The organism is Dickeya aquatica (assembly GCF_900095885.1).
Classification (GTDB): Bacteria; Pseudomonadota; Gammaproteobacteria; order Enterobacterales; family Enterobacteriaceae; genus Dickeya; species Dickeya aquatica.
In genome coordinates, this window is the sequence record NZ_LT615367.1 from 2,232,765 (window position 1) to 2,258,971 (window position 26,207).

Genomic DNA, 26,207 nt, shown 5'->3' on the forward strand with positions numbered 1-26,207 from the left:
TTGAACTTACAGTTACTTTGCAAAGAAACGGGTAGAACATGATTGATCCGCACATTCCGCTGACGGATATCCACCGCCATCTTGATGGCAATATCCGCCCTCAGACCATTCTTGAATTGGGTCGCCAATTCAATATCGCCCTGCCAGGACAGGATTTGGCCTCGTTGCTACCCCATGTCCAAATCATGGACAACGAACCGGATTTACTCAGTTTCTTACAAAAACTGGACTGGGGAGTTGCCGTACTAGGGTCTCTGGATGCCTGTCGCCGGGTCGCCTATGAGAATGTGGAGGACGCCATTCGTGCAGGGCTGGACTATACCGAACTGCGCTTTTCACCTTACTACATGGCGCAGGGTCATCGGTTACCGATGGCAGGTGTGGTAGAAGCCGTTATCGACGGTATCACCAGCGCCTGCCGCGACCACTCGCACCGGGTCATGGTACGACTGATAGGGATAATGAGCCGTACATTTGGCACTGAAGCCTGTCAGGAAGAGCTTGACGCATTATTACACAAAAAAGTGCGATTACCGCTATCGACCTTGCGGGTGACGAGCTCGGCTTTCCCGGCGGAACTGTTTACCGGCCACTTCAGCCGTGCGCGTGATGCAGGCTGGCGCATTACCGCCCATGCCGGCGAAGCCGCCGGGCCGGAAAGTATCTGGCACGCGATTCAGCAATTGGGTGCAGAGCGTATTGGGCACGGCGTTGCCGCCATTGTCGATCCTTCACTGATGGAATACATGGCCGAACATCAGATTGGCATTGAATCGTGTCTGACATCAAACCTGCAAACCAGTACGGTAAAATCGCTCGATGAACACCCACTGGTACACTTTTTACATCATGGTATTCCGGCAACCATTAACACTGATGATCCTGCCGTTCAGGGCATCGACATTCGCCATGAGTATGAGGTCGCCGCACCGCTGGCCGGTCTGACACCGCAAGAGATTCGTCAGGCCCAGGAAAACGGTCTGCGCATGGCTTTCATTTCCGAACAGGAAAAACAGCAGTTGCGCCAGCAGGTACAACAACGCGACGCCAAATAGACTCACGGATAACGGCAGATAGCAAAAGCGGGCTCATGTGAGCCCGCTTTGGTCTTTCAATATGCTAAGTGCATAGTCCGTCTACTGTTTTATTTCGGCTGTACGGAGGAGTGATGACTGGTGATGAGCCACTGGCCGTTTTTAAACGCATAGGTATAAGTGTAACGGGCTTTGGCCTGTGATTTGTCGCCGAAAGTAAAGGTGTAGTTACCGATATCCAGCGCCTCGTTACAGCCGATCTTAATCACCCGATTTATCAATTTTACCAACCGGTTTTTCAGCAGGAAATGTTCGAAGTAATCAATACGTTCCGCATCATTGGTGCGTATCTGGTCAGACAGCGTAGGCAACAGTACCGCATCGGTTGCGTAATTCGCGTTGACCTTTTTAGCCTCCCCCGTCTGAAGAGACTGATTCCAGCGATCAAACAGACTGGCAATGGTTTTCTCATCGGTCTTGACGCAGGTTTGCGTGTCAGCAGCATAAGCCGAAGACGTGCCAGCCGCGACGAGTAAACCCAGCGATAACAATAACTTTTTATACATTCTATCCCTCATGCACAATGATTGATTAACCTTTCCCTAACATCGTAAGCGCAAGGCGACAGCCTCAGCCGCTCGCCAGAACGGTATTGGTGCTCTCGCACTTGTCTCACCGATGATAACCATCATAAATCATTTCAAATTAAAATCATAACAATATGAAACTATAACTGTAATCGTTTCTACCAATGTCATCATTTTTTTGAAACGCTTTTTTATATCTCATTCCATCGCGTGCTGCACGGCTTTCATACACTTTTTTAGCACGCGATACTTTAGACACCCTTGAGTTTCAGTGCACGATGCCGCCACGTTTTACACAACATCCTTCTGTAGCGCTTCAGGCTCGGTTCGCTTGGCATAACGCTGCGCCAGCGTGGCACACACCATCAACTGAATCTGGTGAAAAATCATCAACGGCAGCACCATCGCGCCAACCGCTGCCGCCGGGAACAGCACATTGGCCATCGGAATACCGTTGGCCAGGCTCTTTTTCGAGCCACAAAACACGATGGTAATCTCATCAGCAGTGCTGAACCCGAGTTTGCGAGCCGCAAACGTGGTACACACCAGCACCACCGCCAGCAACACCAGAGAGCAAATGACCACCGCCAGCAGTGACCAGCCATTAATCTGGTGCCAAATGCCCTGCACCACCGCTTCACTAAAAGCAACGTAGACCACCAACAGAATCGATGACCGGTCGGTGATATTAATCAGTTTACGGTGTTTATCTACCCAGCGACCAATCAGCGGTCGCGACAGATGCCCAATCACAAACGGCACCATTAATTGCATGATGATAGACCCGATGGCATGCAGCGTGTCGGTCTGGCCGCCCTGGGTATGCATCAGCAGCCCGACCAGTACCGGTGACAGAAACACCCCAAGAATACTGGATGCAGAGGCACTACACATCGCCGCAGCAACGTTGCCCCGCGCCATAGACGTAAACGCAATCGCCGACTGAACAGTGGCCGGCAGCGCACACAAATACAGAAAACCGAGATATAAGCCCGGCGTCAGCACCTGAGGCGACAAAAACGCCATGCCGACACCGAGCAGCGGAAACAGCACAAAGGTGCTGGCAAACACCACCAGATGCAATCGCCAGTGACTCATACCGGCGGTAATCGCTTCACGCGATAACTTAGCGCCATGCATAAAAAACAGTAATGCAATCGCTGCCGTCGTCAGGTTCTCAAAAAAGACTTTGACCACCCCCTCACACGGAAAGAGCGAGGCGGTAATAACCACCGAAACCAAAACCAGCAAAAATTTATCAATCTTCAAGCGTTGTAACCATGCCATAGCGTGTTGGTATCCTCAGACATAAAAAAATACAGGCGACCCTAAGATCGCCTGCTGACATCATGCCCCACTATCGGCAATACGCCTGCATATTGCAAGGCAGAAAACCGCCGGACAGACCGAGTTTTACGTCACAAATCATGACGAAAGCCGATCAGCCACTCTTCAGTGTCATCGCTTTTTTCTGTACGTGAGAAGTTACGCCCAGTTCAATGAGTTCCATGACACTAATGGCCTGAGCGACGGGCACCGGATTCTCCGCACGCCCCAGCAAAGCCTCACGTATTCCGGCGTAATAGGACTGATAATGGCCGGGAATCGTCGGCACCGTCTGCTGCGCCAGCTCACCTTCATGATGCAGTGTTAACACGCCGTCGCTGCTATCCAGCCCCCAGTCGCGGTGATCTTGTGGTTTCTCACCGCTTTTCAACCGCGCTTCTTGTGGGTCAAGCCCGAATTTCACATAACTGCCCTGAGTACCATGCACGGTATAGCGGGCGCTTTGTGCCGCCGCCAGCATCGAGGCATGCAAGACAACACGACGCTGAGGATAAATAAGCGTGGCATGAAAATAGTCCGTGGCTTTACTGCCTGGGCGCAGTTGCGCCAAATCAGCCTGGATCGCCACCGGCGGGCCAAACAGTTGTAATGCCTGGTCAATAAGGTGTGGAGCCAAATCAAACCAGATACCGCTGCCTTCGCCGCCTTCTTCGCGCCAGCGCTGGCGAACCTGTGGCCGGTAGCGATCAAAATGCGACTCCAGATACACCACCTCGCCTAACACACCGGTTTTCAGCAGTTGTTTGAGGGTCAGGAAATCGCTATCCCAGCGGCGGTTATGAAAAACAGACAGCAGCTTACCGCGCTGTTCGGCCTGCTGCTGTAAATCACGCGCTTGTGACAACGTCACGGTAAAAGGTTTATCCACCACCACATGTTTACCGGCAGCCAGTGCCTGCCTGGCCAGCGGGAAATGGGTATCATTCGGTGTGGGGATAACGATTAAGTCAATCGATGGGTCGTCAAACAACGTTTGCGCGTCCGGGGTCACTCTCATTGATGGCCAGTCAGCCTGCACCTTGGTCGCGTCACTGCTGGAAACCGCTGCCAGCTTCATGCCGGAGGTGGCGCTAATCAGTGGCGCATGAAACGTTTTGCTGGCATACCCGTAACCCAGCAAACCAACACGGATGGTATCCGCCATACTTATTTCCCCTCATTGATACGCGGCCCTGGGTCAGGACAGAGTATTCTCCTGTTGGAATTAAGCTGCACCGAATTAATAAGTGTGCAACATATTCCTTTAGTATAGCACCGGGAAAACAGCGATTGACGGGTCGCCTGCACAATCAGCGCGTTACACGCCAGAGATGAGGCGAATGCCGCGCACGATGAGCCACCTCCGGTGTGCTGGACGGCGGCAACACCGGATGATGAATTTCGCTGTTGCGACGACGAAAATCGCTCGGACTCACGCCGACCCGCTTGCGAAATACACGCGAGAAATAAAGCTGGTCGTCATAGCCCACTACCCGGCCAACGGCGGCTATCGATTCCTGCGTCGTTTGCAGCAACAATTTGGCACGGATCACCCGCTGGTCTTCGCGCCAGCGCAAAATATTCACCCCCACCTGATCACGGAACAGGTGCGCCAGCCGGGACGGTGACAGGCAGACATGCCGCGCCACCTCATCAATACGTAATTCCCCGGCAAGATTACCGGTAATGAACTGGCACGCCTCGATAATTCTCGGATCCATGATGCGCTGCGGACTTTGGGGATCTTCTTCCATCGCACGTAAGAGCAGGCGCTCAAGCAAGTTCATTGCCAGCTCTTCGGCAAAGCGCCGACCCGAGAGGTGAGTCTGTTCAATCGAGGCAAACAGCGCATCAAACTCCTGAAGCAGGTCGGGGCTTGCCAGATGTAAGCGCCCGACATCATGCTCTTTGCTGTGCCATTCAAGCCAGTCGGCCCAATAGGCACGAGGGCGGAAATAAACCCAACGGTGATACCAGCAGTCACTGCCGGGGGCGCGACCATAATAGTGGCGCGAGCGCGGAGGAAACAGCAGCAGATCGCCGGAATGACAGAAAAAAGTCTCATCGCCATCCAGCACTTTTCCTTGCCCTTTGATGGTCAGGTTGATGATATACCCCTTCATGCCATCAGGTCTGTCGATAAAAAAATCCAGCGGCCCTCCGGCCAGAATCGGGGTAAGGCCAGCGACCAGATAGGCGTTAAACGCATAACCGGGCAATAGCGGATTCGGCTGTGATTCATGCGACATGCGGTGATACATACGTCCTCCAGAAAGGGACTCGCCTTTCCCAAAAGGGATGTTCGTCTGTCCTGCCTTACCCGCCAGGGCATCAGGCCGTTTTCTTTGCCAGTTGTTTGTAGCGGTCAAAAATCACGGCGGCCAGCAGAATAAGACCGCGCACCACATACTGCGCAAACGGCGAAATATTGAGTAAATTCATGGCATTTTCCACCGTTCCTAAAATCAATACCCCCGCCACCACATAAGATATCTTGCCAATACCGCCTTTCAGTGAAACTCCGCCCAAAACACAGGCAGAAATGACGATCAGCTCATAACCCATTGAGGTCATGGGCTGGCCACTGGTCATGCGGGAAGCCAGAATGACCCCCGCCGCTGCGGAAACCAGGCCGGATAAGCCAAAAATGATAATCTTGGTGCGCACTACCGGCACCCCGGCAAGCCGGGCAGCCTCTTCGTTGCCACCAATGGCCAGCGTGTTACGGCCAAAGGTTGTTCTGTTGAGCAGTAATCCGAAGACTATCATGCAAAATACCGTCAGCCAGATAGGCGCAGGCAAGCCGAACCAGTTCGCGTAACCCAGGGTAAAAAATCGCTCGTCCTCTATGCCGACCGCCTTGCCATCAGAAATGATGTAGGCCAGCCCACGTACAATTTGCATGGTGGCAAGCGTGGTGATGAGGGCATTTATTTTCAGTCGGGCAATAACAAAACCATTGAGCAGACCAAATGCCACGCCCAGTAATAAACCGGCTCCAACGCCAAGCCACAGGCTTGCACTCAGGTTAATCACCACAGCCGTAGTCACACCAGCACAGGCAATCACCGAGGCGACCGATAAATCAAAATCACCGGAGGCCAGGCAAAACAGCATACCGCAGGCCACCATACCGGACATGGAAATCGCAAGCCCCAGCCCTTTCATGTTCACAAAGGTGGCAAAATTCGGCACGAACAGTGCACAGGCCAGAAACAACGCGGCAAATACCACCAGCATGCCGTAGTTATCCCAGATACGGGATAAACGAAACCCCGGATGTTTATGTTTAGCCAACCGGGAAGGGGAAGTAACTGTAGACATTCATCGACTCCTTGGCGGTCAGGCAACCGCGTGTTCAGTGGTGGTCGTGGTTTTTAACATCGCCAGACTCAGGACGCTCTGCTCGCTGGCCTCATCGTGCAACAGTTCACCGGAAATCGCGCCCTCGCGCATCACGACAATACGATCGGCCAGCCCCAGCACTTCAGGCAGGTCGCTGGAGGCAAACAGCACCGCGATCCCCTGGTGCGCCAGCGCATAGATCACATGATAAATCTCATGTTTGGCCCCCACATCTATCCCTCTCGTCGGCTCATCAAGCAGGATGACCTTCATCTCCTCAGACAGCCAGCGACCAAGAATAGCCTTCTGCTGGTTACCACCGGATAAGTTCATGATGAGTTGCTGCGCCGACGGGGTTTTGATATTCAACGCAGCAATATGGTGCCCGGCGTTCTCCTGCTCCCAGGCTTCATTAATCAGAAAACCATACCGGACATGCTTACGCCGGGCGCTGATATTGATGTTATCGCGCACCGAGTGCACCGGGATAATGCCATCAGCTTTGCGGTCTTCCGGGCACAGCATCATGCCCTGACGAATGGCATCGGCGGGCGTTCGCACCCGTAATGGCTTACCATCAAGCAGCACGTTTCCGGCGGTAATACCGGTCGCGCCAAACAGCGCCTTCATCAATTCGCTGCGCCCGGCTCCCACCAGACCAAACAGCCCGACAATTTCACCGCGCCGCACAGACAGCGACACCGGCTCCCTGACACCAATGGCTTTCACCTGCTGCAACGTTAGACGCGGCTCCCCCAACGCTCGCGGTTGATAGCCATACACATCGCCCAGGTTACGCCCCACCATCGCCTGAACCAGTTGTGCATTATCCACCTGTTGCATATCGGTAAAGGTTGTTACGTAGCGCCCATCTTTGAACACCGTGATGGCATCACTGAGGGCGAAAATCTCCTCCATACGGTGCGACACATACAAAATCACCCGCCCTTGCTCACGTAATTCACGGATAACCCGAAATAACTGCTCAATTTCCCGTGCCGACAGCGAGCTGGTCGGTTCGTCAAAGGCAATAATTTTGGCGTTACGCGCCAGCGCTTTAGCGATTTCCACCATCTGCCACTGACCGATAGACAAGTATTTAAGCGGGGTGTCCGGGTCGATATCCAGCCCCAAATGCGCCAGTTGTAAACCCGCCTCGTAGCGCAGCAACGAGCGGTTTACCAGCCCGCCTTTGTGTGGCAGTTGCCCCAGATAGATATTCTCTGCCACCGTCATTTCCGCGACCAAATGCAACTCTTGATAGATAATCGCCACGCCCGCGTTCAGTGCGCCCAGGGTGCTGTCAAAACGCACGGGTTGCCCCTTAATCTGAATCTCGCCCTGCGACGGCGTGTAGTTGCCACTCAGAATTTTTAATAATGTGGATTTCCCCGCGCCGTTCTCGCCCATCAACGCATGGATTTGTCCGGCATGGCAGTCAAAACTGATGTCATCGAGCGCGGTGACGCCAGGAAAAACTTTGCTAATACCCCGGAAAGATAAATACGGTGACTGTTCAGTCATTTCAGCATCCTCAGTGGTCTGCACGGGCCGTCTCCACCCGAGGCTTTTCAACGCTCAGGGAAGCCGGGCGGGCACATTACATCAGGCCTTTTTTCTGTAATTCGACTTTGAAGTTATCGCGTGTAATCAGAACCACGTCGGTCACCTCAGTAAATGCTTGCGGCTCTACACCTTTAGTCACCCAGTCATGCAGCATCTGAATACTTTTGTAGCCGTGGACATCCGGGCTTGGCAGCAGTGAGCCATAGAAGCCGGTCGGTTGCGCCTTCGACAACTCACTGACTGCATCCACGCCATTAATGCCAATGCCAATCACGCTGATGGCCTTAAAACCCTGACCTTCGGTTGCCCGCACGCCCCCGAGTACGGTGTTATCGTTCATGCCAACCACCAGCCAGTTCTTCACGCCAGGGTGCTGCACTAACAGCGCGTTGGCCGCATCAAATGCGCCGGGGATGTCATTGGATTTGGTCGGCACCTGGTAGATCTGTTGTTCAGGGAAACCGGCGGCTTTCAGTGCCGCTATCGACCCACTGGTACGACGGCGCGCGGTATCAAGCTCATTGGCCGTAATCGCCATCACCGCGGTGTCTTGCCCTTTCCAGCCGCGCTTTTGCATCTCTTTCCATAACTCCTGCCCCTGACGCTCACCAATCTTGGTGGCGGCCATCATCACCAGCGGCACGCTGTCCATCGGTTGCCCCTTGGCATTAATAAACTGGTCATCCACGGCAATCACTTTCAGGTTATAGCTGCGTGCTTTAGCCACAATCGCTGGCCCCAATTTCGGGTCGGGCGTACAAATCACAAACCCTTTCGCGCCACTGGCCGCCAGACTATCAATGGCATTGAGGGTTTTCTCACCGTCCGGTACGGCAATTTTCATTACCTCAAATCCCAAATCCTTACCGGCTTTGTCGGCAAATCGCCACTCTGTCTGAAACCACGGCTCTTCCGGCTGTTTGACTAAAAAGCCCAGTTTCATGCTTTCCGCGATAGCGGATTGTGACATAACGGCAGCCAGGCCTATCGCCGCCATAACCCGAGTGAATTTATGCATGGTCTTCTCCGCTGATGATTGTCGTTAACACGCTGGCAACCGGGCTTGCCCTCCTGTGTGTATAACGCATTAGGCACACAGTCACTTCGGGGATAAATGGAAAAACAATAAGTTAGAAAAACTCCATCTTCCGGCCCGGTCAGACGCGTAAGTTGTAGCGGGTATTTTCACCACGAAGAGAGAGCGCTATCACATTCACAAACTACAGCCAATTCGTGCATAGATTCAGCAAATTTAACCTGCCGTTAACCTTTGAGCCGCATCACAAAACCCAGAAGAGCGACAGAAAAATGCATACTTCCAGCCAATCGCTCCTCACCGCCCGTTTTCGTGCTGTCTATCGTAAACAGCGTTATCCCTATAACTAACAGGAGCAGCGACGATGCGTGCGGATGCCATTACGCTCGGTCTTGACTTTGGCAGCGATTCCGTCCGTGCACTGGCGGTGGATTGCTTTACCGGTCAGGAATTGGACACAGAGGTGGTCTACTATTCGCGCTGGCAGCAAGGTCTTTATTGCTATCCATCCAGCAATCAGTTTCGCCACCACCCGCTCGATTATATTGAGTCGATGGAGCGTGCCATTCAGGCGGTGACAATGCGACTGAGTGACAAACAGCGCCAGCAGATAGTGGGGATCGGCGTTGACAGCACCGGCTCAACCCCCGCGCCCATTGATGAACGCGGCCAGATACTGGCATTACGCCCCGAGTTTGCCGACAACCCGAATGCCATGTTTATTCTCTGGAAAGACCACACCGCGATTGAAGAAGCCGAAGCGATTAACCGGTTGTGTCACAGCGGCCAGTTCCCCGATTACACGCGTTACAGCGGCGGGGTTTACTCTTCAGAATGGTTTTGGGCCAAAATTCTCCATATCAGCCGCCATGATGCGGCCGTCTGTCAGTGCGCGGTTTCATGGGTAGAGTTATGTGACTGGGTACCCGCCTTACTGAGCGGCACCACCGCGCCTGATGCCCTTCGCCGGGGGCGATGCAGCGCAGGCCATAAATCCCTCTGGCACCCGGACTGGGGCGGCCTGCCTGCGCAGGCATTCTTACACGCGCTTGACCCTTGCCTGACACACCGGCTGCACGCGCCCTTATTTACCGAAACCTGGACGGCCGACGTCCCGGTTGGAAAGATAACCGCAGAATGGGCACACCGTCTTGGCCTGCCTGCAACGGTGACGGTGTCTGGCGGTGCTTTTGACTGCCATATGGGCGCAGTCGGGGCCGGCGCACAACCCTACACGCTGGTTAAAGTCATCGGCACCTCCACCTGCGACATCCTGATAGCGGAGGCCGAGCGGGTTGGCAACCAGACGATTGCCGGGATCTGCGGTCAGGTTGATGGCAGTGTCATTCCTGGCTATATCGGTCTGGAAGCCGGGCAGTCTGCATTTGGCGATATCTATGCCTGGTTTGGCCGGGTGCTGGGATGGCCGCTCAAGCTGGCTGCCCGCGAGCACCCCGAGTGGTCAACCGCACTGGATCAATTGCAATCACAGTTACTGGCGCAGTTAACGCAAGCCTGGGCTGACGCCCCTTCCCTGGAACACTTACCCGTGGTGCTCGATTGGTTCAATGGCCGCCGCACTCCCTACGCCGATCAGCGCCTGAAAGGGGTGATAACCGATCTCAATCTCGGTACTGATGCACCGGCACTTTTCGGTGGGCTGATTGCCGCCACCGCATTTGGCGCGCGCGCCATCATGGCCTGCTTTGAATCGCAGCAGATCCCGGTAGACAACTTACTGGCGCTGGGAGGTATTGCGCGAAAATCGCCCACCATTATGCAGGTGTGCAGCGATGTCATGAACCGCCCGCTGCATATCGCCGCCTCCGATCAGTGCTGTGCGCTGGGGGCGGCGATTTTCGCCGCGGTCGCGGCCAACATTCACCCGGATATCCCTGGCGCACAACGGCATATGGCCTGTGGGGTTGAACGCACCCTGCTGCCTGACCCGATACGCGTCGCCCGTTATCAGTTGCTGTATCAGCGTTATCAGCAGTGGAGCCAACTGGCGCAGACCGCCTACACACCCATCAGTACGCGCTGAGGTTAATCACGAGTCAGCCCCGTCACTCTATTGACATCCCTTTTGGGAACCCAAACAGGAGTTATCATGGAACACTTTACGTCACTTGAAGTCTGGTTTGTGATTGGCAGCCAGCATCTGTATGGCCCGGAAACCTTGCGTCAGGTGAAAGAAAACGCCGAAAAGGTGGTCAACGGGCTTAACCGTGATGCCAGCCTGCCGGTGCGGCTGGTTCTCAAACCGCTGGTCAAGACCCCGGATGAAATTACCGCACTGTGCCGTGATGCCAACAATCAGGAACAGTGCATTGGCCTGCTGACCTGGCTGCACACCTTCTCTCCGGCCAAAATGTGGATTGGCGGCCTGAGTATTCTGAATAAACCGCTCTTACAGTTTCATACCCAGTTTAATGCCGAGATCCCGTGGGACAGCATGGATATGGATTTCATGAACCTGAACCAGACCGCTCACGGTGGCCGGGAGTTTGGTTTCATTGGCGCACGTATGCGTCTGGCGCATCAGGTGGTGGCGGGCCACTGGCAGGATAGCAACGCGCAGGCGCGCATTGCCAAATGGATGCGCGTTGCCGCTGCACGCCAGGAAAGCCGCCAGCTGAAAATCGCCCGCTTTGGTGACAACATGCGTGAAGTCGCGGTGACGGAAGGGGATAAGGTCGCGGCACAAATCCAGTTTGGTTACTCGGTGAGCGCCTGGGGGCCTGGTGACCTGGCCGGGGTGATAGACGATATCAGCCATGGCGAGGTCGATACCCTGATTGAAGAGTACGAAGCGAGTTATCAGTTAAGCGATGCCGTTAAACTGCATGGGCCCAAACGCCAAAACCTGCTGGATGCAGCCCGCATTGAGCTGGGTCTGAAACGTTTTCTGCAACAGGGCAGCTTTCATGCCTTCACCACCAATTTCGAAAACCTTCATGGCCTGAAACAACTGCCCGGCATCGCGGTACAACGCCTGATGCAGCAAGGCTACGGATTTGGTGCCGAAGGTGACTGGAAAACCGCCGCGCTGCTGCGCTGCATGAAAGTCATGGCTCAAGGGTTGCCCGGCGGCACCTCGTTTATGGAAGATTACACCTACCATTTTTCCCCCGGCACACCGCTGGTGCTGGGGGCGCACATGCTGGAAGTCTGCCCCAGCATCGCCAGCGAAAACAAACCGTTGCTGGATGTGCAGTATCTGGGCATTGGCGGCAAGGCCGACCCTGCAAGGCTGATTTTTTCAGCGCCAGCAGGCCCGGCGATAAATGCCAGCCTTATCGATCTCGGCGATCGTTTTCGTCTGCTGGTCAATCAGGTTGATACCGTCGCGCCGCCCCATCCCCTGCCCAGATTGCCGGTCGCCAGGGCCGTATGGCACGCCCAACCGTCACTGGAAGTGGCCGCAGAAGCGTGGATAGTGGCCGGTGGTGCCCATCACACGGTATTTAGTCAGGCGCTGGATGTGGATTATCTGCGTTTGTACGCCGAGTTGCACAACATTGAACTGTCCGTGATTGACTCGCGCACCACGCTGCCCGAATTCCGCGACAGCCTGCGCTGGAATGCCCTGTACTACCGCCTTAACCAGGCCCAGGGGTAAAAGCAATGCGTTAAAGGCAAGGATGTAAACACCATTCAGACAGGCATAAAAAACCCACCGAAACCCGGCTGTACTGGTCCAGGTTTCGGTGGGATGTTCTGCACCGCCCGCTACTTCGTCAGCGTAACAACATCATACATAAAGGTGCCACCGTTCAGCCGGAACGTAATGGTATTCGCGCCATCACGCAGCAGCCCACCGTCAATCGCAATGCGTTCATAGTGGTATTTGCCGCTATTTAACGCCCCGCGATATATCGCTTTGTCATTGTCATACTGGATGTCTTTCACTTTGGTACCATTAACCAGTACCGATAATGACGGCGTTGTCGGGTTTGTCATGCCCCGGTTACTGGCGGCAGCAAACGCCACATTCAGTACCCGAGCGCTGCCATCAGCCCGGTCAACATAGCTCACATTCCAGTCACCGGGGTTAGTCTGGGCGTAATACCAGTCTTGTGATGGGCTTGACTGGCCAATGGTGTAAGTCAGGCTGGCGGGCACATCATTCTGCCAGTGGTAATTACGTAGCTTATCGCCAAACCTGAATTCCCCTGCCAGACGGTCGCTATTACCGATAGACCACACCAGCGGCGCAGCCTGCGACAATGCAATCGCAGGCACCACCGTATTGGCGCTCACATCCACCACATCGCTATACAGCACGCCGGGGCGCGCACCGCCATTGGCATAAATGGTCAGGGTATATTTGCCTTTGCGCACTTTGTCGAAACGGAAGTTACCCTGCGAATCCGTATTGGTGGTAAAGGCATAGCCCAGCGTTTGTACCTCTGAAGGCTCGTTCAACGACGAAGTGAGCGTAAGGTTCATCGGCTGCGTGGTATTGATACGCCCGCTGACGCTAACCCTGTCAACCGGGAAGCGCGTGTCATTCACCCAGTTATAAGGCCAGTCGGCTTTTTCCTGCTGGCTGCGCGCCAGTGCATCACGGTACATCTGATCTTCGGTGCCCGCATTGACATACAACAGCCACGGGCCGTAGAGCTTCTGCCAGCCGGGAGGCGCTATCAAATCAGGGGTGCCAAAATGCGAGCCGGTCATATACATGATTGCCAGACCGTCCTGATGCACCATCAAGTCCTGTTTGGTGTCATCGCCTGAAAAGAACTCCGAACTTCCCGGCACAATCCATGCACCAATGTTGTTACCGTACACGCCCCAGACCGGGGTTTTACGCAGATAACTGGAAAAGTCGTATTTGGAATAATAACTGCCATCCGGTAACTTCCAGGTTTCATCCTGAATTTTCTCAAACTTATCGAGTTGAGAATAAAGATAGGGCTTGGTGCTACGAATACCGTTAGAGATATTATCTAACAAGAAGGGATTAAAACGGTAGACGCCACGCAATTCACTCACAGTCAGGTTAGCGCTCGTGCCATTACGTGCAACGGCATAGCTGTAAACACCACTGACGCCACGTCTGATGATAAAATGATATTCCAGACTGAGGGCACTGGTTTCATTATCGATATACGCAATGTGTGCAGTGTCTTTAGTGTTTTCAATAACAGAAACCTGTTGCGGTTTAAATTTCAAAAATGCACCAGAATAATAGTCCAGATAGCCGGTACTGCTTTTTCCCAGCGCATTGACCTGGGCATTGGCTTTATCAATAAGATTTTGGCTACCATTCGACAATGTCCCAATGCTGCCATCGCTACCAATTGCCACTGACACCAGGCCATTATCCAACTGGGCTTTCATACCGGAAAGCGCCATACTGACATCCGCTGAGGTCGCGGCCTGTGCCAGCGAAGAGCACAACATACCGAATGCGATAAGATGTAATCTGCCTTGCATATGGTTTCCCTTATTCACCTTTATTATTCAGTTTGCAGGCCTGCTACAGCGCAATACGGCAAGCTTCTGGCTACCCGTTACCACAGGCATCAGCCCGCCCGCAAAATCAATGGCATACTGTTCAGATACCACACCAGTGTCTTTCCTGATATGCCTTGCGCCCGCTGGGCGTACCCCCATTTTGCTCAGTCGCACCGGACAACACCTTTTCGCCATTGCCCCTGCTGGCGATTTCATGGCAGAAAAACAAAGAACACCGTGGCGCTGTTCGCATTTTCAGTTAATAGGGGTAAACGTCTGAGCAGATTGCGAACAGCAGTAAACCTGCACCCGCTATTTTTTGCAGCCGCTCGCCCGGCTCATCATCATGCGCTGGCTGTAAATAGCGTATCGTCTCGGCACAATATGGGATATTGCGTCGGTAAAATTATATGGACTCTAATTAATTACCCTATCATTAGCAGGTAAAACAGGTTAATTCTCCCGGCAATATAATCACGATACCCGTTGCCGCACCTGATTTGAGGAGAGTCATGCTATTTTTATTCAATAGCACGTTAATACCCCCCGTTTTTTAAATTCAACACTGGACAGATGTATCACGAAGAATATACTGAAACCCTTTTTCACTTTATTGCTGATTTTTTACGAATGAGCGTCTACGAATATTTATTAAAATTCAGAAAGGTCAATACGGCTGACAGTCTGGAGAAATTGTTCGACCATCTCAATTATTCTCTGACTGACAACCATGAGATTATCAATATGTACCGTGCAGCCGATCATCGCCGGGCTGAATTAGCCGCCGGCGGGAAGCTGTTTGATGTGGGGCGGGTGCCAAAAACCGTCTGGCATTTTGTCATTTAGCCTGCCCGCATTATCGCCTGATGCTGTCAAACGGCATGCTGACTCGGCGTAAATAAGCATCCGTGCAACAGGTCACATATCCCCTCCTGAAACAGCACTGCCTGATACGGATATCACCAGGCACGCTGTTTTTTTATGCCATTTTACCCCACGCAGGACGCTGCCACGCAATATCCCTACATTGGGTAAGTTGTCGAATGACAGACAATGCCGGATAATGCGTCGGTTTTGTTTTGTAGGCACTGTCATGAGCGAATATGTTTTGTTGTTTGTTGGCACCATTCTGGTCAACAATTTTGTTTTGGTGAAATTCCTTGGCCTGTGCCCTTTTATGGGTGTGTCCAAAAAACTGGAAGCGGCCATCGGCATGGGGTTTGCCACGACGTTTGTAATGACGGTCGGGTCGGTATTTTCCTGGCTGGTCAACGCCTATGTGTTGTTGCCGTTTAACCTGCCCTACCTCAGAACACTGGCTTTTATCCTGGTGTTTGCTGTGGTCGTCCAGTTCACCGAGTTGGCTGTGCGTAAAACCAGCCCGGTACTCTACCGGCTGCTGGGAATTTATCTACCGTTGATAACCACCAACTGCGCTGTACTCGGGGTCGCTTTACTGAGCGTGAACCAATCGCATAACTTCCTGCAAGCGACCGTTTATGGCTTTAGCGCCGCTGCCGGGTTCTCACTGGTGCTGGTACTGTTTGCCGCCTTACGCGAGCGCCTTGCCGTCGCGGATGTGCCCGTACCGTTTCGCGGGGCCTCCATCGCACTGGTGACCGCCGGATTGATGTCGTTGGCCTTTATGGGCTTTACCGGATTGGTGAGATTCTGATGACCGTTATCTGGATAGCGATTGTTGCACTTAGCGCGCTGGCGAGCGTTGCCGGGCTCATTCTGGGCTTCGCGTCACGCCGTTTTGAGGTTCAGGATGATCCGGTAGCCGAGCAAATCGATGCCATGCTGCCACAAAGCCAGTGCGGTCAATGCGGCTACCCAGGGTGTCGCCCTTATGCACAAGCCATCGCGCTAAACGGTGAGCAGATCAATAAGTGTGTGCCCGGTGGTGAAGCGCTGATGCTAAAACTGGCCGAATGCCTGAACATAGAACCACAGCCGCTTTCTGAGGATGCGCCAGCCCAGCCGTTAGCGCAGGTTGCCTGGATTGACGAAAGCAATTGTATTGGCTGTACCAAGTGTATTCAGGCCTGCCCGGTCGATGCGATTGTCGGTAGCACCCGTGCGGTACATACCGTTATCCATGACCTATGCACCGGCTGTAATCTGTGCGTGCCGCCATGCCCAACAGATTGTATCGACTTAAGGCCGATAGCGCCGACCCCGACTCACTGGAAATGGAACCTCGACGCCATTCCGGTTCATGTTATTCAGTCGCAATACCCTAATCCGGTGATAAACAACCATGTTTAAGCTGTTCGCCGCCTTCAGAAAAGACAGAATCTGGGACTTTAAAGGCGGGATCCACCCCCCGGAAATGAAAACCCAGTCCAGCCGGATACCGCTGCGTCAGGTTCCGCTGCCGGATTACTTTATTATTCCGCTCAAACAACATATTGGGCCACAAGGCGACGTGTGCGTTAACGTCGGCGATCGGGTCTTGCGCGGCCAGCCGCTGACCCGTGGTACAGGCAAAATGTTGCCCGTACACGCGCCGACGTCCGGCACGGTTCATGCTATCCGCCATCATCTTAGCAATCACCCCTCGGGCTTAACGGAGCTGAGCATCATCCTGATGCCTGATGGTCAGGACAGTTGGTGTGAACGCCAGCCCCTTGATGATTACCGACAATGCTCGCCGTCACAACTGCTGGCACATCTGCATCAGGCCGGTATTGCAGGCCTGGGTGGGGCCGGTTTTCCAACCGCTGCCAAATTACAAGGCGGATTACAGCGCATTGAAACGCTGATAATTAATGCCGCCGAATGCGAACCCTACATCACCGCGGATGACCGCCTGATGCAAGAGTGCGCACAAGAGATAGCACAAGGTATTGATATTCTCGATAGCCTGCTGCAACCCAAACGCATTCTGCTGGGCATTGAGGATAACAAACCCGAGGCTATCGCGGCATTGCGTCAGGTCCTGGGCGATTTTCCACGTATCGCCATGCGGGTGATCCCAACCAAGTATCCCTCTGGCGGGGCTAAACAGCTCACGAAAATCCTGACGGGCAAAGAAGTGCCGTTCGGAAAACACTCCGCCGCCATCGGCGTACTGATGCAGAACGTCGGTACGGCGTATGCCATTAAGCGCGCGGTCATCAACGGTGAGCCACTCACCGAACGTGTGGTGACGCTCACCGGTGATGCACTGCGCAATCCGGGTAATGTCTGGGCACGGCTGGGCACACCGGTGCGACATTTACTGCGCCACGCCGGTTATCATGTCACGACCACCCAGCCAATGGTCGTGATGGGCGGGCCACTGATGGGGTTTAGCCTGCCTGCGCTCGATGTGCCGGTGATTAAAACCAGCAACTGTATTTTGGCCCCGGCGCGTGATGAAATTCAGCCGCCGGATGAAGAACAGGCGTGTATTCGCTGCGGGAAATGTGCAGATGCCTGCCCGGCGGGGTTGTTACCGCAACAGCTTTACTGGTTCAGCCGTGGCGATGAGCACGAAAAAGCCCGCCAGCACCATCTGTTTGATTGTATTGAGTGCGGAGCCTGTGCTTACGTCTGCCCCAGCAATATTCCGTTAGTACAGTATTACCGTCAGGAAAAAGCTGAAATTCAGGCATTAGACAGAGAAGCGCAGAAAGCCGCACAGGCCAAAGCGCGTTTTGATGCCCGTCAGGCAAGGCTTGAGCAGGAAAAACAGGCGCGCCAGTTACGTCATCAGCAGGCGGCGGCAACGGTGTCCGGCTCGGACAAGGCCGCCGTGATGGCAGCACTTGAACGCGTGCGCCACAAGCAGGCCGGAGCCATCCCGCCTGAACTGCGCATTGAGGGCGGCCAGTTGCCAGATAACCGGGCTGTCATCGCCGCCCGTGAAGCCCGCAAAGCACAGGCCCGTCAGCATCAGGCAGAAAAAGCACACAGCGCCGGGGATAATCAGGCAGGCATGGCGTTAACGCACAGCACGCCGCCCACGCACGACGAGGCTGCAACCGCACAAGACCCGCGTAAAGCCGCCGTGGCGGCCGCGATTGCGCGCGCAAAAGCCCGCAGGCATGAAGCGCACGACGCGGCAACAACCGCGAGCCACCGCGCGCCGACAGCACCGGTCAGCCAGCAGGCAGACCCTCGTCAGGCGGCGGTTGCTGCCGCTATCGCCCGGGTGAAAGCACGCAAGGCGGCGCAATCAGGGCTGAGTGATAACGTGACACCGTCACAGCCTGACGGCGCGATGTCCTTGTCTGCCATACCCGCTCCCGCGGCAGGCAGCACAACGGTGGATGAGGCTAACACACCTGTTGCTGACGCTAACACATCGCCAGCATTGAGCGAGGCCGAGCCTCATCCCATCACTGACCCGCGCAAAGCCGCTGTGGCTGAAGCGATTGCCCGGGTTAAAGCACGCAAGGCTGCCGCTGCACTGGCAGCGCAAGAGGATTAAATGGCTTTTAGAATCGCACCCTCACCGTTCACCCATAATCGCCAGTCAACACGCACCATCATGCGATGGGTGCTGTTTGCCTGCGTGCCAGGCATCGCCGCACAGGCCTGGTTTTTTGGTTATGGCAACCTCATTCAAATTGCGCTGGCATGTATCACCGCACTTATCGCCGAATCCGTGACACTGTCACTGAGAAAGCGTCCGGTGCTGGAAACCCTGCAAGATAATTCCGCCCTGCTCACCGCCGTCCTGCTTGGCGTGAGCCTGCCGCCGCTGACACCCTGGTGGATGGTGGTGCTCGGCACACTGTTTGCGATTATTGTTGCCAAACAGGTGTACGGTGGCCTCGGCCAGAACCCGTTTAACCCGGCCATGATAGGTTACGTGGTGTTGCTTATCTCGTTTCCGGTGCAGATGACCAGTTGGTTGCCCGCCACCGGGCTACAGGCTGCCCCATTCGGTTTCAGCGAGGCTCTCATGGCTATTTTTACCGGCCATGGCAGTAGCGGCCAGCCTGTGCAGCAGATGCTTCAGGCCGTGGACGGCATCAGCCAGGCAACACCGCTGGATGCCTTTAAAACCGGGTTACGCAGCGGGCACCCGGCCGAGGCGCTGGTGCCATCGTCATTATTCACAAACATGCACAGTGGCGCAGGCTGGCAGTGGGTCAACCTCGGCTTTTTAGCCGGTGGGGTGTTGATGCTGCTGGTGCGGGTCATTCACTGGCAGATCCCGCTCAGTTTCTTGCTGGTTTTGGCCTTAAGTTCACAGGCTGGGGTGTTTTTCCACCCCGAAATCAGCGCACCACCGCTGCTGCATCTGTTCTCCGGTGCCACCATGCTGGGGGCATTTTTTATCGCCACCGATCCGGTCACCGCCTCAACCACTCCAAAAGGCCGGCTGATTTTCGGTGCCCTGATAGGTTTACTGGTATGGCTTATCCGAACCTATGGCGGCTATCCCGACGGGGTGGCTTTTGCCGTTTTGCTGGCCAACATCACGGTGCCGCTGATTGATTATTTCACCAAGCCACGCGCTTATGGGCACGCTTAAGGACAGGTTATGTTGCTGACTACCATGCGCCGCCACGCGACCACGCTGGCGCTATTTGCTGCCATCACCACCGGCCTGACCGCGCTGGTCAACGCGCTGACGGAACACACCATCGCCCAGCAGGTCATTACCCAGCAACGCGCATTGCTGGCACAAGTGCTGCCTGCCGACCGTTACACCAACGACTTACTGGGGGAATGCTATCAGATAACCGATGCGGCATTAGGCTCCGCCTCCACACATCGGGTTTATATCGCCCGCCGCGATGGTGAACCTGTCGCAGCCGCGCTGGAAAGCACCGCCCCCGACGGCTACTCCGGTGCCATACACCTGCTGATTGGCGCAGATTTTCAGGGCAATGTGCTGGGCGTGCGGGTGACCGAACATCATGAAACGCCGGGGCTGGGCGACAAAATCGACATTCGCATTTCTGAATGGATACGCCATTTTAGTGGTAAAACCGTGCAGGGGCCGAATGACAGTCGCTGGGCGGTGAAAAAAGACGGGGGCCAGTTCGACCAGTTTACCGGGGCAACTATCACACCACGGGCCGTGGTCAATGCGGTAAAACGCGGCGCATTGTGGCTACACACGCTGCCACCACAGTTATCACACCTGCAACCGTGTGGAGACAAGTCATGAGTCAGACCAAAGAACTGATAATACAAGGATTGTGGAAAAACAACTCGGCGCTGGTGCAGTTGCTGGGCCTGTGTCCATTACTGGCGATCACCTCCACGGCAACCAACGCGCTCGGGTTGGGCTGGGCTACCACCCTGGTGTTAGCCTGCACCAACTTTGCCGTCTCGGCACTGCGCCGCTGGGTGCCCGGGGAAATCCGCATTCCGATTTACGTCATGCTGATAGCATCCGTGGTCACTATCGTACAGATGTTGATCAACGCCTATGCCTATGGCCTCTATCAATCACTGGGGATTTTTATTCCACTGATTGTGACAAACTGTATTGTGATTGGCCGGGCGGAAGCTTTCGCCTCAAAGAACCCGGTTCTGCCCTCCACACTGGATGGCCTGTTTATGGGGTTAGGTGCCACCAGCGCGCTGTTTGTGCTCGGTGCCATGCGAGAGATACTGGGTAACGGCACGCTGTTTGATGGAGCCGACCTGCTGCTGGGCAGTTGGGCACGCGTGCTGCGCGTTGAAATCATCCAGATGGATTCCCCTTTCCTCTTGATGATCCTGCCACCGGGCGCATTTATCGGGCTTGGCCTGCTGCTGGCGATAAAACATCTTATTGATGAACGGCTCAGGCAGCGGCGTACCCGTACTGTGCGCACCGCCTTACCCTATTCGCCTCACTCTGCGGTGCAGCCTCATGAATAAAGAAAAGCGTACCGCTATTTTACGCCGCCTGCGGGAAAACAACCCACACCCGACGACAGAGCTGGTGTTCAGTTCACCATTTGAGTTACTGATTTCGGTGCTGCTCTCTGCACAGGCAACCGATGTCAGCGTCAATAAAGCCACCGCCAGGCTTTATCCTGTCGCTAACACCCCCGAGACTCTGCTGGCTCTGGGCGTTGAAGGCGTTAAAAGTTATATCAAAACCATCGCCTTTTTAACAGCAAAGCGGGAAAACATCATCAAGACGTGTCGGATCCTGCTCGATAAACATCAGGGATGTGTACCGGAAGATCGTGCCGCGCTGGAAGCGTTACCGGGCGTCGGGCGTAAAACAGCCAATGTGGTGCTCAATACCGCCTTCGGTTGGCCGACTATCGCCGTCGATACCCATATTTTCCGCGTCTGTAATCGCACCGGCTTTGCACCCGGTAAAACGGTAGAACAGGTGGAGGAGAAACTGCTGAAATCGGTGCCGGCCGAATTTAAAATTGACTGCCACCACTGGCTCATTCTGCATGGTCGCTACACCTGTGTTGCCCGTAAACCACGCTGCGGAGCCTGCCTGATTGAAGACCTGTGCGAGTTCAAAGAAAAGGTAGATATTTAACGTCTCATCTGCCGGTAATGTCATCTACCACATACGCTAAGGGCGGGGTTTCCCCCGCCCTTAGCGTATCGATGGTGACGTTTACCTCAGCGGCGATTTGAATGCCAGTATCACTTAATTGGTAGTGTTACATCTTTAAACATCGCCTCAATTTCTTCATTCGAGCGCAGCGCAATCGCGGTATCGACAACATCGCGGGTCAAATGCGGAGCAAAACGGTGAATAAAGTCATACATGTAACTGCGCAGGAAGGTACTGCGGCGAAAACCTATCTTGGTGGTACTGTAACTGAACAGATTATCGGCACCGATAGCAACCAGATCAGGATCACTGGCCGGTTCCACCGCCATACTGGCAATCACCCCGACGCCCAGCCCTAACCGCACGTAGGTTTTGATCACATCGGCATCGGTCGCCGTAAACACGATGCGCGGTGTCAGCCCGGCGCGGTTGAATGCCGTATCCAGCTCAGAGCGACCAGTGAACCCAAAGGTATAGGTTACAATGGGATACGCGGCCAGCTCTTCAATACTGATGTGCTTTTTACCTGCCAGCGGATGATCGGGCTTCACTACCACAGCACGATTCCAGTGATAACACGGCAGCATGATCAGGTCTTCGTACAAATGCAGTGCCTCGGTAGCAATGGCAAAATCTGCCGACCCTTTGGCAACCGCTTCTGCAATTTGTGTCGGTGAGCCCTGATGCATATGCAAAGAGACACGCGGATAGCGCTCGATAAACCCGCGAATCACCTCAGGCAGTGCATAACGCGCCTGCGTATGGGTAGTCGCGACATACAAAGAACCTTTATCCGGGTAAGTATGCTCTCCGGCCACCGCTTTGATGGCATCAACCTTGGAGAGCACCTCTCTGGCGATACGAATAATCTCCTGACCCGGCGGTGTGACCTGAGTTAAATGTTTACCACTACGGGCAAAAATCTGTATGCCCAGTTCGTCTTCCAACATCCGCACCTGTTTACTGATCCCCGGCTGCGAGGTATACAGCCCTTCGGCGGTAGAAGATACGTTCAGATTGTGATTAACAACTTCAACAATGTAACGAAGCTGTTGCAATTTCATAAGTTATCCCATTCCGTAAGATGTCATGCGCGCGGCATCGCTGTTGTTGACGTTATCTGCATTGACAAGAAGGCACTGGCTTAAGGCTATAACCCTGAACTTTCGCCATAAATGCCATTTAATCATAAAAAAATATTTTTTATAACCACTCAACCAACCGATTTAGACCTTAGCGATACTGAAAAACGGGCTTTTTATTTCCTTTCTCTTTATCGGCCGGATACGGGCGATATTCATGGTACAGCGATCAAAAAAGCCAGCCTTTGCAGGCTGGCTTTCAGTAATTTAACCGCGATCACACTAAAAAACCGCGCTTTCAATCAATTCCGGCGCAATTAACGCTCACTTTCAACCCATTTACCGTCAACATAAAACGCAGACCAGCCCGTCGCTTTCCCCTCTTTTTCCGAAGAGATGTACTGCTGCTTGGTTTTTCGGCTAAAACGCACCAGCGTTTTATTGCCCGCCGGGTCACTCACCGGAGCCTGCGCCAGATAACGCAATTTCTCTGGCAGCCGGTCTTGAAAACGCACCAGCTCTTCCACCAGCGGTGCACGGGTTTCACGCGATTTGGGGAAAGTGTTCGCAGCCAGAAAAACGCCTGCGGCACCATCACGTAGCACAAAATACGCCTCTGATTTTTCGCACGGTAATTCCGGTAATGGCACCGGATCTTCTTTCGGTGGAGCCACCTCGCCATTGCGCAAAATTTTACGGGTATTGCCACAGCTCTCAAGGGTACAGGCCATGTACTTACCAAAGCGCCCCATTTTCAGGTGCATATCGGAGCCGCATTTTTCGCACTCCACCACCGGGCCGTCATACCCTTTCAGACGAAATTCGCCCTGCTCGATTTCATAACCATCGCAGGATGGGTTGTTACCACACACATGCAATTTACGCTGGTTATCGATCAGGTAGCTGTCCATCGCCGTCCCACATTTGGCGCAACGACGACGGGCAAGCAGCGCGTTGGTTTCTGCCTCATCGCCTTCCAGCACATTCAGCACTTCCGCTTCCGGGATCAGGTTAATGGTGGTTTTGCAGCGCTCTTTCGGCGACAGTGCATAACCTGAGCAACCAAGAAAAACCCCGGTACTGGCCGTACGGATCCCCATTTTTCGGCCACAGGTCGGGCAATCGATACTGGTGAGTATCATCTGATTTGGCTTCATGCCACCGGCCTCAGGATCCAGCCCGGCGGTTTCCAGTTGCTGGCTGAACTCAGCGAAAAACTCATCCAGCACGGCTTTCCACTCCGCCTGATTATTCGCCACCAAATCCAGACTGTTTTCCATCCGAGCGGTGAAATCATAATTCATCAGCTCGCGGAAATTGTCCTCCAGACGGTCGGTAACAATTTCGCCCATTTTCTCTGCATAGAAACGGCGATTCTCCACCCGAACATAACCACGATCCTGCACGGTGGAAATGATTGCAGCATAAGTAGACGGACGACCAATACCCCGTTTTTCCAGCTCTTTTACCAGTGACGCTTCGCTGTAGCGCGCAGGCGGTTTGGTAAAATGCTGGCTGGGAAGCAATTTATCCAGCACCATCACCTGGCCAATCTCAATGGCTGGCAGCGTGCGGTCTTCATCGCTTTTGCGCAACGCCGGCATCACGCGCGTCCAGCCATCAAAACGCAAGGTGCGACCTTTGGCACGCAATTGGTAGTCAGCGGCACTGACCACCAGGGTGGTCGAATCATACTGTGCGGGTGTCATCTGGCAGGCCACGAACTGACGCCAGATAAGCTGATACAGCTTCTGGGCATCCGCTTCCATGTCTTTAAGCCCCTCAGCCAGCACCTTCACATCCGATGGACGAATGGCTTCATGTGCTTCCTGAGAGTTTTCTTTACTGGTGTAAATGTTAGGCTCTTGCGGTAAATAGCGGTTGCCGAATTCGCTCTGGATATAGTCACGCGCCATACTGAGCGCATCCTGACTCAGGTTGGTGGAGTCAGTACGCATGTAGGTAATATGGCCCGCTTCATACAACCGTTGCGCCATCATCATGGTTTTCTTCACACCAAAGCCCAGGCGCGTACTGGCAGCCTGCTGCAAGGTGGAGGTAATAAAAGGCGCGCCCGGTTTGCTGCTGGTGGGTTTATCTTCTCGCTCGGTGACGGCATAACCGGCCTGCGAAAGCAGGCTGAGCGCCGCCTGAGTTTGCGCCTCATTGACCGGGCGAAATGGCTTGCCAAGGTGGTGAGTGACTTGCATCTGCAAGGGCACATCGCCCGCCTGCAAATCCGCATGCAATTCCCAATACTCTTGTGGCACAAACGCCTTAATTTCGCGTTCGCGCTCCACCACCAAACGCACGGCAACCGACTGCACCCGGCCAGCAGACAGGCCGCGCGCTATTTTTTTCCACAGCAGCGGGGAAACCATATACCCCACGACGCGATCCATAAATCGACGCGCCTGCTGCGCATTGACACGGCTAATGTTCAGTTCACCTGGGTGTTCAAATGCCTGACGAATGGCATTCTTGGTTATCTCATTGAACACCACACGACTAAAACGCGTTTCATCACCACCGATAATTTCCCGCAGGTGCCAGGCAATGGCTTCCCCTTCGCGGTCAAGGTCGGTTGCGAGATAAACATGATCGGCACTTTCTGCCAGCGCTTTGAGCTCAGAGACAACCTTTTCTTTCCCCGGCAAAATCTCATAGTGCGCCTGCCAGTCATGGTACGGGTCAACCCCCATGCGGTTTACCAGCGCGGTGCGCTCATCTTTTTTAACCGCTTTTTTGGGTTTCTCCCCACTGGCATCGCTTTTCTTGCTCACGGCAGCCGAACCACTGGTGGGCAAGTCACGCACATGCCCCACGCTGGATTTCACCACGTAGTCATTGCCAAGGTACTTGTTAATCGTTTTGGCTTTAGCCGGGGACTCGACGATAACGAGAGCTTTACCCATAATATATTGTTACCTACTGAATTCTTTGAAAAAAGAAGAAATTTTTAGCAACTTGTTCTGCTTTTCCAGCCGCTGCTGCCTGAATCATCATGGTTGCAGGAAAATCATTATGTCTGTCGTGGTTCCTCGGTGCTCCGCACGACTCACCACGTTGCAACCCTATGATAATCCAGAATTATTCTTGCGCTGCCACATCACATCTAACCCGCTATTGGCACTCGGCGCAACGCATTTATTTCGCTTGACGATGCAAAATCCCACACTCTACCTGATAAATAACACCACGCAACCTAATTAGCATGTAAAACCGGTTTTCGCCAGCCTATGCCATTCAGCCATCAGGATTTAACGACGCTGAAAATCAGTGGGTTTGCGATATTTTCAT

Annotated in this window: 21 protein-coding genes; 11 read left to right on the forward strand and 10 right to left on the reverse strand. The window is 54.0% G+C overall.

Going from position 1 to position 26,207, the window contains the following annotated elements:
• Positions 1–38 precede the first annotated feature (38 nt).
• Entirely contained in the window at positions 39–1,055 is a 1,017-nt protein-coding gene (gene add, locus DAQ1742_RS09990; RefSeq protein WP_180706303.1) for an adenosine deaminase, read from the forward strand.
• A gap of 89 nt (positions 1,056–1,144) precedes the next feature.
• Here add and DAQ1742_RS09995 read toward each other — a convergent pair whose 3' ends face one another.
• The 7 genes from DAQ1742_RS09995 to DAQ1742_RS10025 all read right to left on the reverse strand — a co-directional run bounded on the left by DAQ1742_RS09995 (position 1,145) and on the right by DAQ1742_RS10025 (position 8,876).
• Complete coding sequence (locus DAQ1742_RS09995; RefSeq protein ID WP_180706304.1) at positions 1,145–1,600, reverse strand: DUF4440 domain-containing protein; 456 nt, start codon at positions 1,598–1,600, stop codon at positions 1,145–1,147.
• Between the two features lie 312 nt (positions 1,601–1,912).
• A complete protein-coding gene (locus DAQ1742_RS10000) occupies positions 1,913–2,908 on the reverse strand; it encodes a bile acid:sodium symporter family protein (protein ID WP_035341926.1) in 996 nt (331 codons plus the stop codon).
• A 154-nt stretch (positions 2,909–3,062) separates the two neighbouring features.
• Complete coding sequence (locus DAQ1742_RS10005; RefSeq protein ID WP_035341928.1) at positions 3,063–4,112, reverse strand: oxidoreductase; 1,050 nt, start codon at positions 4,110–4,112, stop codon at positions 3,063–3,065.
• Between the two features lie 145 nt (positions 4,113–4,257).
• Complete coding sequence (gene araC, locus DAQ1742_RS10010) at positions 4,258–5,208, reverse strand: arabinose operon transcriptional regulator AraC (RefSeq protein WP_051124046.1); 951 nt, start codon at positions 5,206–5,208, stop codon at positions 4,258–4,260.
• A gap of 70 nt (positions 5,209–5,278) precedes the next feature.
• Positions 5,279–6,271, reverse strand: coding sequence for an L-arabinose ABC transporter permease AraH (gene araH / locus DAQ1742_RS10015; protein ID WP_035341930.1), 993 nt, complete (start codon positions 6,269–6,271; stop codon positions 5,279–5,281).
• Positions 6,272–6,289: 18 nt separating this feature from the next.
• Positions 6,290–7,816 carry an L-arabinose ABC transporter ATP-binding protein AraG gene (gene araG, locus DAQ1742_RS10020; RefSeq protein WP_035341932.1) on the reverse strand — a complete coding sequence of 509 codons (1,527 nt, stop codon included), beginning with the start codon at positions 7,814–7,816 and terminating at the stop codon, positions 6,290–6,292.
• A 76-nt stretch (positions 7,817–7,892) separates the two neighbouring features.
• Positions 7,893–8,876 carry an arabinose ABC transporter substrate-binding protein gene (locus DAQ1742_RS10025; RefSeq protein WP_035341934.1) on the reverse strand — a complete coding sequence of 328 codons (984 nt, stop codon included), beginning with the start codon at positions 8,874–8,876 and terminating at the stop codon, positions 7,893–7,895.
• 382 nt (positions 8,877–9,258) lie between these two features.
• Between DAQ1742_RS10025 and DAQ1742_RS10030 the strand changes: the two genes are divergently transcribed.
• On the forward strand, positions 9,259–10,938 hold the full coding sequence (locus tag DAQ1742_RS10030; protein ID WP_035341936.1) for a ribulokinase: 1,680 nt from the start codon (positions 9,259–9,261) through the stop codon (positions 10,936–10,938).
• Between the two features lie 66 nt (positions 10,939–11,004).
• A complete protein-coding gene (gene araA / locus DAQ1742_RS10035) occupies positions 11,005–12,516 on the forward strand; it encodes an L-arabinose isomerase (protein WP_035341938.1) in 1,512 nt (503 codons plus the stop codon).
• A 110-nt stretch (positions 12,517–12,626) separates the two neighbouring features.
• Here araA and DAQ1742_RS10040 read toward each other — a convergent pair whose 3' ends face one another.
• Complete coding sequence (locus tag DAQ1742_RS10040) at positions 12,627–14,339, reverse strand: polysaccharide lyase family protein (RefSeq protein ID WP_035341940.1); 1,713 nt, start codon at positions 14,337–14,339, stop codon at positions 12,627–12,629.
• A 651-nt stretch (positions 14,340–14,990) separates the two neighbouring features.
• On the opposite strand from DAQ1742_RS10040, the gene ydgT reads away from it, so the two are divergent.
• From ydgT to nth, 8 genes are all read left to right on the forward strand, one after another.
• A complete protein-coding gene (gene ydgT / locus DAQ1742_RS10045) occupies positions 14,991–15,206 on the forward strand; it encodes a transcription modulator YdgT (protein ID WP_035345999.1) in 216 nt (71 codons plus the stop codon).
• Between the two features lie 247 nt (positions 15,207–15,453).
• Entirely contained in the window at positions 15,454–16,035 is a 582-nt protein-coding gene (gene rsxA, locus DAQ1742_RS10050; protein ID WP_035341942.1) for an electron transport complex subunit RsxA, read from the forward strand.
• Positions 16,035–16,631, forward strand: a complete 597-nt coding sequence (gene rsxB, locus DAQ1742_RS10055) for an electron transport complex subunit RsxB (RefSeq protein ID WP_035341944.1) — start codon at positions 16,035–16,037, stop codon at positions 16,629–16,631. The genes rsxA and rsxB overlap by 1 nt, the downstream gene beginning before the upstream one ends.
• On the forward strand, positions 16,624–18,780 hold the full coding sequence (gene rsxC, locus DAQ1742_RS10060) for an electron transport complex subunit RsxC (RefSeq protein WP_035341946.1): 2,157 nt from the start codon (positions 16,624–16,626) through the stop codon (positions 18,778–18,780). Before rsxB ends, rsxC begins: the two co-directional genes overlap by 8 nt.
• Positions 18,781–19,833 carry an electron transport complex subunit RsxD gene (gene rsxD, locus DAQ1742_RS10065; protein WP_035341949.1) on the forward strand — a complete coding sequence of 351 codons (1,053 nt, stop codon included), beginning with the start codon at positions 18,781–18,783 and terminating at the stop codon, positions 19,831–19,833.
• Between the two features lie 12 nt (positions 19,834–19,845).
• The gene (gene rsxG / locus DAQ1742_RS10070) at positions 19,846–20,475 is read left to right on the forward strand and encodes an electron transport complex subunit RsxG (protein WP_035346001.1); all 630 of its coding nucleotides are present in this window, start codon (positions 19,846–19,848) and stop codon (positions 20,473–20,475) included.
• A complete protein-coding gene (locus DAQ1742_RS10075; RefSeq protein ID WP_180706094.1) occupies positions 20,472–21,176 on the forward strand; it encodes an electron transport complex subunit E in 705 nt (234 codons plus the stop codon). Before rsxG ends, DAQ1742_RS10075 begins: the two co-directional genes overlap by 4 nt.
• Complete coding sequence (gene nth / locus DAQ1742_RS10080) at positions 21,169–21,804, forward strand: endonuclease III (RefSeq protein WP_180706095.1); 636 nt, start codon at positions 21,169–21,171, stop codon at positions 21,802–21,804. Before DAQ1742_RS10075 ends, nth begins: the two co-directional genes overlap by 8 nt.
• Positions 21,805–21,914: 110 nt before the next feature.
• On the opposite strand, the gene cysB is transcribed toward nth, so the two are convergent.
• Together cysB and topA are read right to left on the reverse strand one after the other, a co-directional pair.
• Positions 21,915–22,889: an HTH-type transcriptional regulator CysB gene (gene cysB / locus DAQ1742_RS10085; protein ID WP_180706096.1), complete on the reverse strand. Its 975-nt coding sequence runs from the start codon at positions 22,887–22,889 to the stop codon at positions 21,915–21,917.
• Between the two features lie 335 nt (positions 22,890–23,224).
• Positions 23,225–25,822 (reverse strand): type I DNA topoisomerase, encoded by a 2,598-nt coding sequence (topA, locus tag DAQ1742_RS10090; RefSeq protein WP_035341963.1) that lies wholly within the window; start codon positions 25,820–25,822, stop codon positions 23,225–23,227.
• Positions 25,823–26,207 lie beyond the last annotated feature (385 nt).

What these genes read in the sequence shown, in the direction of transcription:
- add (WP_180706303.1), top strand. Translation starts at nt 39, where the DNA reads ATGATTGATCCGCACATTCCGCTGACGGATATCCACCGCCATCTTGAT.
- DAQ1742_RS09995 (WP_180706304.1), bottom strand. Translation starts at nt 1,600, where the DNA reads ATGTATAAAAAGTTATTGTTATCGCTGGGTTTACTCGTCGCGGCTGGC.
- DAQ1742_RS10000 (WP_035341926.1), bottom strand. Translation starts at nt 2,908, where the DNA reads ATGGCATGGTTACAACGCTTGAAGATTGATAAATTTTTGCTGGTTTTG.
- DAQ1742_RS10005 (WP_035341928.1), bottom strand. Translation starts at nt 4,112, where the DNA reads ATGGCGGATACCATCCGTGTTGGTTTGCTGGGTTACGGGTATGCCAGC.
- araC (WP_051124046.1), bottom strand. Translation starts at nt 5,208, where the DNA reads ATGTATCACCGCATGTCGCATGAATCACAGCCGAATCCGCTATTGCCC.
- araH (WP_035341930.1), bottom strand. Translation starts at nt 6,271, where the DNA reads ATGTCTACAGTTACTTCCCCTTCCCGGTTGGCTAAACATAAACATCCG.
- araG (WP_035341932.1), bottom strand. Translation starts at nt 7,816, where the DNA reads ATGACTGAACAGTCACCGTATTTATCTTTCCGGGGTATTAGCAAAGTT.
- DAQ1742_RS10025 (WP_035341934.1), bottom strand. Translation starts at nt 8,876, where the DNA reads ATGCATAAATTCACTCGGGTTATGGCGGCGATAGGCCTGGCTGCCGTT.
- DAQ1742_RS10030 (WP_035341936.1), top strand. Translation starts at nt 9,259, where the DNA reads ATGCGTGCGGATGCCATTACGCTCGGTCTTGACTTTGGCAGCGATTCC.
- araA (WP_035341938.1), top strand. Translation starts at nt 11,005, where the DNA reads ATGGAACACTTTACGTCACTTGAAGTCTGGTTTGTGATTGGCAGCCAG.
- DAQ1742_RS10040 (WP_035341940.1), bottom strand. Translation starts at nt 14,339, where the DNA reads ATGCAAGGCAGATTACATCTTATCGCATTCGGTATGTTGTGCTCTTCG.
- ydgT (WP_035345999.1), top strand. Translation starts at nt 14,991, where the DNA reads ATGAGCGTCTACGAATATTTATTAAAATTCAGAAAGGTCAATACGGCT.
- rsxA (WP_035341942.1), top strand. Translation starts at nt 15,454, where the DNA reads ATGAGCGAATATGTTTTGTTGTTTGTTGGCACCATTCTGGTCAACAAT.
- rsxB (WP_035341944.1), top strand. Translation starts at nt 16,035, where the DNA reads ATGACCGTTATCTGGATAGCGATTGTTGCACTTAGCGCGCTGGCGAGC.
- rsxC (WP_035341946.1), top strand. Translation starts at nt 16,624, where the DNA reads ATGTTTAAGCTGTTCGCCGCCTTCAGAAAAGACAGAATCTGGGACTTT.
- rsxD (WP_035341949.1), top strand. Translation starts at nt 18,781, where the DNA reads ATGGCTTTTAGAATCGCACCCTCACCGTTCACCCATAATCGCCAGTCA.
- DAQ1742_RS10075 (WP_180706094.1), top strand. Translation starts at nt 20,472, where the DNA reads ATGAGTCAGACCAAAGAACTGATAATACAAGGATTGTGGAAAAACAAC.
- nth (WP_180706095.1), top strand. Translation starts at nt 21,169, where the DNA reads ATGAATAAAGAAAAGCGTACCGCTATTTTACGCCGCCTGCGGGAAAAC.
- cysB (WP_180706096.1), bottom strand. Translation starts at nt 22,889, where the DNA reads ATGAAATTGCAACAGCTTCGTTACATTGTTGAAGTTGTTAATCACAAT.
- topA (WP_035341963.1), bottom strand. Translation starts at nt 25,822, where the DNA reads ATGGGTAAAGCTCTCGTTATCGTCGAGTCCCCGGCTAAAGCCAAAACG.